Raw genomic sequence first — 7,539 nt, forward strand, 5'->3', positions numbered from 1 at the left:
CGCCTTGCCCTGCTCGGCAAGGATCTTCGTGATCGCACTCGTCAGCGTCGTCTTACCGTGGTCGACGTGACCAATCGTGCCAATGTTGATGTGCGGCTTTGTCCGCTCAAACTTCGCCTTCGCCATGGTTGGCTAAACCTCCCTCATCGAAACCCTTGTAGAAGAAGTCCGATACAGTCAATTGCGCGCCCCTCGCCCAGGAGGTGCGCGCCGTTATGAAAACAAAGCAAAATGGAGCCCACGATCAGAATCGAACTGATGACCCCCTCCTTACCATGGAGGTGCTCTACCGACTGAGCTACGCGGGCCCGATGCTATACCTAATGGAGCGGGAGACGGGATTCGAACCCGCGACCCTCAGCTTGGAAGGCTGACGCTCTAGCCAACTGAGCTACTCCCGCCAAAGTAATTTTGGATTTGGGATTTCGGATTTTGGATTGAAGAACCCCGTGGCCTCGAGCATTGTTCTCGCACCGCAACGAGAGCCACCGAGTCAATCCGCCAACCTAGATCCAAAGCCAAAGATTCGGCGTTCTGCTTCCAGTCCCGAATCCAAAATCTAGAATCCAAAATTCAAATGGTGGTGGGAATAGGATTCGAACCTATGTAGGCGCTAGCCAACGGGTTTACAGCCCGTCCCCTTTAGCCACTCGGGCATCCCACCACAATGCTATAAACTGTTCAAACGGAGTGATTTCCGCCGCACCCCGGCGTTTTGATGGAGCTGGCGAAGGGAGTCGAACCCCCGACCTGCTGATTACAAATCAGCTGCTCTACCAACTGAGCTACGCCAGCGGCGCTCTAGACGAAGCAACCACGCCCGAGGCGTGGTCTCAGACGACTATAGCAAAGGGGGAAACCCGTGTCAAGGTTGGAGGCTGTGCGAAAATTGGCCATGAGCAACGCATTACTGAATGGCGTTGTAAAAAGCCCTCGTAATGACTTGACCCGCCGTGAAGCAAACTTTCGTTGCGTCATGGAGATGGCGTCGGGCCATCGGGAAACAGGTTTCCAACTGGACCGGGAAGCGAGAGTGAAGAAGCCGGACGACTTCAACGAAATCTTGGTCGCCGGAGAGGAGAATGGCAACATCGTACCGCTGGTCAAAAGCACCAACAATCAGGTCCTCGACTATCTTGGTGTCGACGCCCTTTTCGACAGGCGGAACGCTCGGCCAAGTGGAAAGATACCGCAGGGGAGAGGTGAAAAGTCTCACAGGAAACGGCAAGTGCTGGACGGCACGAAGGAAACGCCCTTGGGCCGCTGCTCCGTTCGCGTCACGATTGGGGTCGATAGCCCCGATATAGTAATTCAGCCGAACAAGAGTACGGTTGGCGAGAATGCGATTGACCAACTTCCCGACGTCATACTGGCCCTTCCCGAATTGCTGCCGCAAACCGTTGTAGAAATTGGATCCATCCAGGAAGATTTCTACTCGCAATACCGCCCCCAAGAAGTGAAACGCCAGCGGTCCCCTCGGGCCGAAGCCGTTGGCGAGAGCTGGCGGGTAATAGCTATATTGAATTCACTCCAATACAGGATACTCCGCAGGGCCAACCATGTCAAGTCCCCAGGTTACCTATTATTGGATGACACCGACTGGGACAATTGCTTCGTCAAGCAAAACTAAAGGAATGCGAAGCTCAGTCAGTATGTTTTCGGGATCTCTGATCCGATTCGGCCCTTAGAAGCTCGGCAAACCAATCTTGAAGACTGGCCAGATTGTCCATTTGAGGAACAGGATTACCTTCAGCAGTCTGACAATCAAGGACTTGTGCAATGTGAACTTCGCAGGTTCTTCTTGGGTGCTTTGCGAGAGAAGAGTCAAAGAAGTCGGAAGTAACCGCATAATGATCTGAGTATATAAGGGGATTCCAAGAGTGGATGACTTCGGACTCCGGCCTGATGTCAATTATTTCGACTTCTTTCAGAGACTGAGACTTGCGAGATTTCCAACCATCGCCAATTAGCTGCAAGGCTTTCACATCAGTCTTCGGAGCGCTATAGCCGAAGATTGTTAATAGGAGAGCTTCACCTAGATGCTCCGTCAATTCTTGCCATTGGTTCTCGAGCAATGGGGTTAGTCCGTAGTCCTTTTCCTGAACAGGATACAGGAGCTTAGTAGGCTCGATCTGTCTTCCGCACTTCCCACACCTCTGCCCTTTGATGCCCATTAACGTTCCGTCACAGCAAGAACCAAGCAAGACATTGCCGTGCAAGAAGTAAAGCCTGGGCCGTGAACCGAAGTTGCGATTGCGAGAATAGGCTTGGAGCAAAAGTGGGTCCCAATTGAAGGAGAAAATTGCGTCCTTATCACGTAAACACAAGACCAAGTAGTCATATATCGTGGCATTCTTCGGCAATTCAAGTCGGCAGAAGTATTCATAAACCCTCGCCTCGAGCTCATATTGAATATGACTGAGGCACGGACTTTCCGAGATCTGGCTATAGATCTCTTCAAAACTCCGTCCGGCATTGGGAAGTGCCGTGCCTTGAAGTAACGACCCCAGATTCAAAATCTCAATCAGGTCAGCCATTACCGGAACCTTGACCCCGTTGGCATCACCATTTGGAATGGCCGCTCGGCTAGCGCCGGCACCGAGAATCACAACATGTGGGCGCCGTATATTCACCAAAGAAATCTCGTCAATACGACTTAAATGAGTGGGGAACATGAACATTCCTTCAACGTTCTTCCTGCTATCTTCCCAGAATGGCAACACTTAGGGAGACATGCTCAAATCAGCTGAGAAAAACTGCACGTTTCTCCGCGAAACACCTACCGCACCACCCTTCGCCGTACCTGCTCGAAGGACCACCAGAATTTCCGCAGGCGGTCGCCGATTCGGTCGTCGAAGGTGAAATTGGCGTAGGCCGAGAGTACGTAAAGGTCGGTCAGTTCGAAGGCTTCTTCGCGCAACGTTTTCATCTCTTCCGGAAACGCCTCGACGAACTCGTAGGGGGTCTGGTCTTGGCGGCGCGGGACGCCGAGGTCGTACGCGAGCGCGCACAGGGCGTCGTAGCAGGCCTCAATGCGTTGGGCGGTGGTTGTGCAGCGGGCGGAGGTCATGGGGTTCTCGCATTTCGCGGCCATGGACACCACGCGGGACACGCGCCGGTGCTTCTTACGCTTCGGAAACTCGGGGAGCCGCCCAATGCGTTCCAGGATGCGGTCCACGGCGTTGAAGAACCGCACCACCGGTTGCGGCAAGCTGTGCCGCCGTTTCGCTACCTGAACGGCAAACGCACCCACGGCGCGGATGAATCCGTAGAGCAGGAAGATACCAAAGATGATCAACACTCCAGCGCCGATGCGCTCCATGATGCGGTTCTGTTGGATGGCTTGTGCCGCGGGCACGGCGAGGTTAATCAACTGAAAAGTCGACCCTGGCCGCCAGTAGTCGTATTGATGGCTTGTCACCACCGCAATCGGCGGCAGACTTGGCGTGGGCAGTGCGATGGCTCCAAACAGCACCATCAGGATCATGATACTGCCGAGGCCTATCCAAAACGGCCCAATTCCCCCAGGCAGGTGTACGCGCCGCGACCGGAAGTAGTCGCGCAGTCCCGCAAGACTCGACAACATCAGTAGCGACAGCGCGGAGAGCGTGTATGCGCCAATGTAGAAGTGCCCCGCGAGCACCATCATTTCGCCGCCGTGCTGAACAACGCGTTGTCCCAAGGCAAAGATGATAAACACCGGCACCGAAAAATAGAAAATCGAAATACCGGGATGCCGTTTCGACAACCGCTCCGTCGCGTCGACGGGTTTCGGCGGGGCTTTGCGCTCGGGTTTCTTCCATTCGCTGGGATCGATTGCATCCATCGTCGTCTGAAACGTCGGCTTTTTCTCTTTCGGTTCCATGGCCGTGCGTAGCCGGCGCGCCGTGCCTGTGAGAATGCCGATGTCGCCCGCTGTGCGGTTCTCGTCCACGCAGCACTCGTGTGTGAGGCGGTTTGCGAGCCACCACACGAAAGCAACGATGGTGAGGTTGAAGAACAACGCGACGCCCACGGAATTCATGAAGCTGCCTGCCACGGACCCGACGTCGTAACTCGTAGTCGTGACGATCGTGTACAGCCCAATGGCCATGCCGAGCCCGCCCACATACATGAACGACTCTTCTTTGCCTTCCCGCGCGATGAGCCGATTCAGCGCCACCACGCCAACGACGAAACAGAACGCCACCCAGCGCAGGTTGGCGTCGTGGACTTCCGTGAACACAAACCGAATATCGAGCAGGAAAAAGATCACGGAATAGACCATGACAACAATCATGATCGGCGTGAGGCAATCGAGCAGCAAGTCCGTGATTGTCCTCACCTGATACGGTTTCGGCGCGCCGGGGTTCTTGCCCGCCAGCGAACGGAAATCCGTCGCCACCAATTCCTTGGGCCGCTCCACCTGCGTGACAGGCGCCGCCAACAGCGACGCAAAGTCCGTCGGTCCATCATCGGCCTGCGATTGCATGCCGCTGGTGGAATCCTGCGCCTGCCAGCGCCCCTTATCGTCCGATTCGGGCGGGCGATATCTCGTGGAGTTGTCGTTCATGTTCGATGTGGATGCAGTTAATCTCGTGCGCCATCAGCAAAGCCGCAATCTTCTCGTAGCCCGCTGGATTCTTGATGAGAAACACGGTCACGGCGAAACCCGAAAGCTTCATTTCCCCCAGTACAAGCGCCAAGTCTTCTGTCACGGTCGGCACCACGGGAAGCAACGCCGCATCGCGTGGCAATCTACGAAATTCAGAGAGGATGAGTTGCCCGACATCGAGTCCGTCCGTGGGCATCACCCTCGCGAGATTCTCGACGATCATCAGTGCCTGGACGGAACTTCGGCGCGTCGGCACCGTCAACGGATTGAGCCGGTCCGACTCCCCCTCGCCAACCACGCTATTCTCGGCGTCATCGCGCGACAACGTGGCCTGCGCCTCGACCTCGTATCGCGCAATTTCTGCGGCGTCGCGCCCGTTGGTCACCATGCCTACCTGCTCGCCGGATGCTTGCAGCAGATACGCGATGGAAGCCGTTGTAGTAATCGCCAACTCCATGCGGCTCTCGGCGTCTTCGCCTTGGTAGCACGGCCCAAACAGATCAAGAATGAGCGTCGCCCCGAGCACATTCGACGGCTCGCTCTGCTTCACAAACAACTCGCCCGTTCTCGCGGACGCTTTCCAGTGTATTCGGTTAAGCGGATCGCCGCGCACGTATTCGCGAATACCTGAAATGCGTGTCGGGTCTTCGTAAACGCGGTTCGTAATGCGCACCGGCCCCTGCGGACGCCGTGCGCCGATGTTAAACGTGTCGATATACGCCACCGTCGGAAGCACGGAGATATAGTCCTGCTGTTCGCCCGTACGGAAGCGTCGCTGCAATCCGAACAGGTCGCCCGACTCCATCAGCAGCGGACCAATTCGATGATAGCCTCGCCGCGGACATGTGAGCGTGTAGCGCAACGTGATCGAGCGTCCCGGCATCAGAATGGCCAACCGCGTCTTTTCGCCCGCCAACGGAAAGTCGCGCGGGCCCAGGTCCTCCACAAAAATCCAGGGGATCGGCCACCCGCGCCGGTTCGTCAGGATGACTTCTACGTCCGCGTCTTCGCCTTGATACAGCGTGGTCTTGGAGATACGCCGCTCACAATCCAGTCCCGACAACCACGCGACCGACGAGAAATGCGCGATACCTACGAGCAGCAGAAAGGCATAGATCGCGAAAGCCATGTAGGGCGCTTGGATCAGGAAAGACACCGCAAGAGCCACGCCTGCCAGAAGAAACCACTTTGCATTTCGTTTGAACGTTTCGCTCATAGCACGTCAACTTGCTTCCCGTATCCGCCCATACCGCCAGTATAGATGACAATAACGAAGCGGGGCGATCTCTTTCGAAATCGCCCCGCGGTACATTTCGTCTATCTCCTGGAAACGTCAGCTTCCAGGTGGCTTCAGACCTATTGCAGCGGCTGCCCCTTGTACTCGCCGGTGAGCGTGTTCAGGAACGCCACAATCAGCTTCGTCTGCGCGTCGTCGATGGGCTTGCCCACTTGATTGTCGGCCATGATCCGCACGACTTGCGCAAGGTCGCTCGTCGTTCCGTCGTGAAGGTAAGGCATCGTCTTGGCGATGTTACGCAGCGTCGGCACCTTAAACTTATTCATGTCCGCTTCGTTCTTCGTTACGTTGAACCGCCCCTTATCGGCGTCGGTCGGATTGCCGCGCTTCACGAAATAGTCGCCCTTGCGCCCCATCTTCTCGAACGACTGCGCACCCATTGCCTTGCCCACGTGGCACGTCGCGCAATCGAAATCCTTGAACAACTGATAGCCCTTCTTCTCGTCGTCCGTCAACGCGGAGGCATCGCCCATCAGGTATTTGTCGAACTTCGAATTCGGGGTTATCAACGAACGCTCAAACACCGCGATTGCATCCACCATATGTTCTTTGCTCAAACCATCGGGATACACAGCAGTATACGCGGCCATGAAATCGGCGTCCTGGCTCAGCTTGCCGAAAACCTCATCCCAATTCGAGGCCATTTCAATGGGATTGTTGACGGGACCATTGGCCTGCTCTTCGAGCGTCGCCGCACGGCCATCCCAGAACTGAACGAAGCAATAGCCGGAGTTGAACGTCGTCGGAGCATTGATTCCACCCAATTGCCCGCCTACGCCGGTCGAATACTGCGCCTGATCTGTGCCGCCTTTGTCGATCGCATGGCACGAAGCGCACGCAAGCGTGTCGTCCTTCGAGAGGCGCTTGTCATGGTAGATGCGGTCGCCCAACGCGACTTTGGCTTGGTCAAGTTCAATGCTCTGCGGAATAGGCTGCACGGCTTCGTTCTCAAATCCGGACGATGCAAGACCCGTCGCGTAATGCTCCTTGCGCACCTTGTGAATCCACGCATTGACTGCGTCCTTATCCGCTTGCGACATACGCGCATCCCAATGCATGAGCGTATAGCGAGCCGGAGGCATCTCCCCTTGGGCAATGACTTGTTCCGTCTTGGCCAGCACCACTTCCGAAACCGGCTTTCCGTCCGCGGGCTGCAATTCCTGGAGATAGTTGACGTAGCTGAGCCCGAGTTCAATGTCCTTCTTGATTAAACCTTGCGCGAACGGCAGCCCCGCGTATAGCGGCAACTTGTACTCGGTGGTGTGGCAATTGACACACTTGTGCTGAAGTACATCGAGCGCCTTCGCGAACTCGGGATCGGGATTTTGAACCTTTCCAAGACTGCTTGTCGGCGCACCCACAATTAAGTTTGACACCGGTAGCGCAACAACCAACACAACGATTACCAAAAGCACCAAGAGAATACGTCGCGCCTTCATGAGTGAATCCCCCTTCAAAGACGAGCCGCGCCGGGCGTCTTGCAACTTCCTATCAGCTCTTGACGCCCCCGATGACCCGTCGGCCATGGCCCCATCGTGCTATGGTGGGACCAACCTACAGCTTTTGCGTGCGGCATCGCCATCACGCCCCCTGGATACAACCTCGCAGCGTACTTCCTGCTGCAGCCTTTATGATACCACACTTTGGC

Annotated in this window: 6 protein-coding genes and 4 tRNA genes; all 10 read right to left on the reverse strand. The window is 56.0% G+C overall.

The features are described 5' to 3' along the window. Window positions 1-126, reverse strand: a 126-nt coding sequence (gene tuf / locus K1Y02_23680) for an elongation factor Tu (protein MBX7259384.1), incomplete at its 3' end; no start/stop codon positions are given. A 106-nt stretch (window positions 127-232) separates the two neighbouring features. Beyond that, a tRNA-Thr gene (locus tag K1Y02_23685) sits at window positions 233-308 on the reverse strand. A 16-nt stretch (window positions 309-324) separates the two neighbouring features. Continuing rightward, a tRNA-Gly gene (locus tag K1Y02_23690) sits at window positions 325-401 on the reverse strand. Between the two features lie 177 nt (window positions 402-578). After that, window positions 579-664, reverse strand: a tRNA-Tyr gene (locus K1Y02_23695). A 55-nt stretch (window positions 665-719) separates the two neighbouring features. Next, window positions 720-795, reverse strand: a tRNA-Thr gene (locus K1Y02_23700). Between the two features lie 112 nt (window positions 796-907). After that, entirely contained in the window at window positions 908-1,441 is a 534-nt protein-coding gene (locus K1Y02_23705; GenBank protein MBX7259385.1) for an NYN domain-containing protein, read from the reverse strand. A gap of 202 nt (window positions 1,442-1,643) precedes the next feature. Next, on the reverse strand, window positions 1,644-2,675 hold the full coding sequence (locus K1Y02_23710) for a hypothetical protein (GenBank protein ID MBX7259386.1): 1,032 nt from the start codon (window positions 2,673-2,675) through the stop codon (window positions 1,644-1,646). A gap of 104 nt (window positions 2,676-2,779) precedes the next feature. Next, the gene (locus tag K1Y02_23715) at window positions 2,780-4,552 is read right to left on the reverse strand and encodes a DUF4129 domain-containing protein (GenBank protein MBX7259387.1); all 1,773 of its coding nucleotides are present in this window, start codon (window positions 4,550-4,552) and stop codon (window positions 2,780-2,782) included. Next, window positions 4,506-5,810, reverse strand: coding sequence for a DUF58 domain-containing protein (locus K1Y02_23720; protein ID MBX7259388.1), 1,305 nt, complete (start codon window positions 5,808-5,810; stop codon window positions 4,506-4,508). The genes K1Y02_23715 and K1Y02_23720 overlap by 47 nt, the downstream gene beginning before the upstream one ends. A gap of 140 nt (window positions 5,811-5,950) precedes the next feature. Further along, window positions 5,951-7,330 (reverse strand): cytochrome-c peroxidase, encoded by a 1,380-nt coding sequence (locus K1Y02_23725; GenBank protein MBX7259389.1) that lies wholly within the window; start codon window positions 7,328-7,330, stop codon window positions 5,951-5,953. Window positions 7,331-7,539: the final 209 nt, after the last annotated feature.

It is taken from the genome of Candidatus Hydrogenedentota bacterium, from assembly GCA_019695095.1.
GTDB lineage: Bacteria > Hydrogenedentota > Hydrogenedentia > Hydrogenedentales > SLHB01 > JAIBAQ01.

Excerpts from the sequence above, each read along its gene's own strand:
- K1Y02_23710 (MBX7259386.1), bottom strand. The coding sequence starts at position 2,675 with ATGTTCCCCACTCATTTAAGTCGTATTGACGAGATTTCTTTGGTGAAT.
- K1Y02_23715 (MBX7259387.1), bottom strand. The coding sequence starts at position 4,552 with ATGAACGACAACTCCACGAGATATCGCCCGCCCGAATCGGACGATAAG.
- K1Y02_23720 (MBX7259388.1), bottom strand. The coding sequence starts at position 5,810 with ATGAGCGAAACGTTCAAACGAAATGCAAAGTGGTTTCTTCTGGCAGGC.
- K1Y02_23725 (MBX7259389.1), bottom strand. The coding sequence starts at position 7,330 with ATGAAGGCGCGACGTATTCTCTTGGTGCTTTTGGTAATCGTTGTGTTG.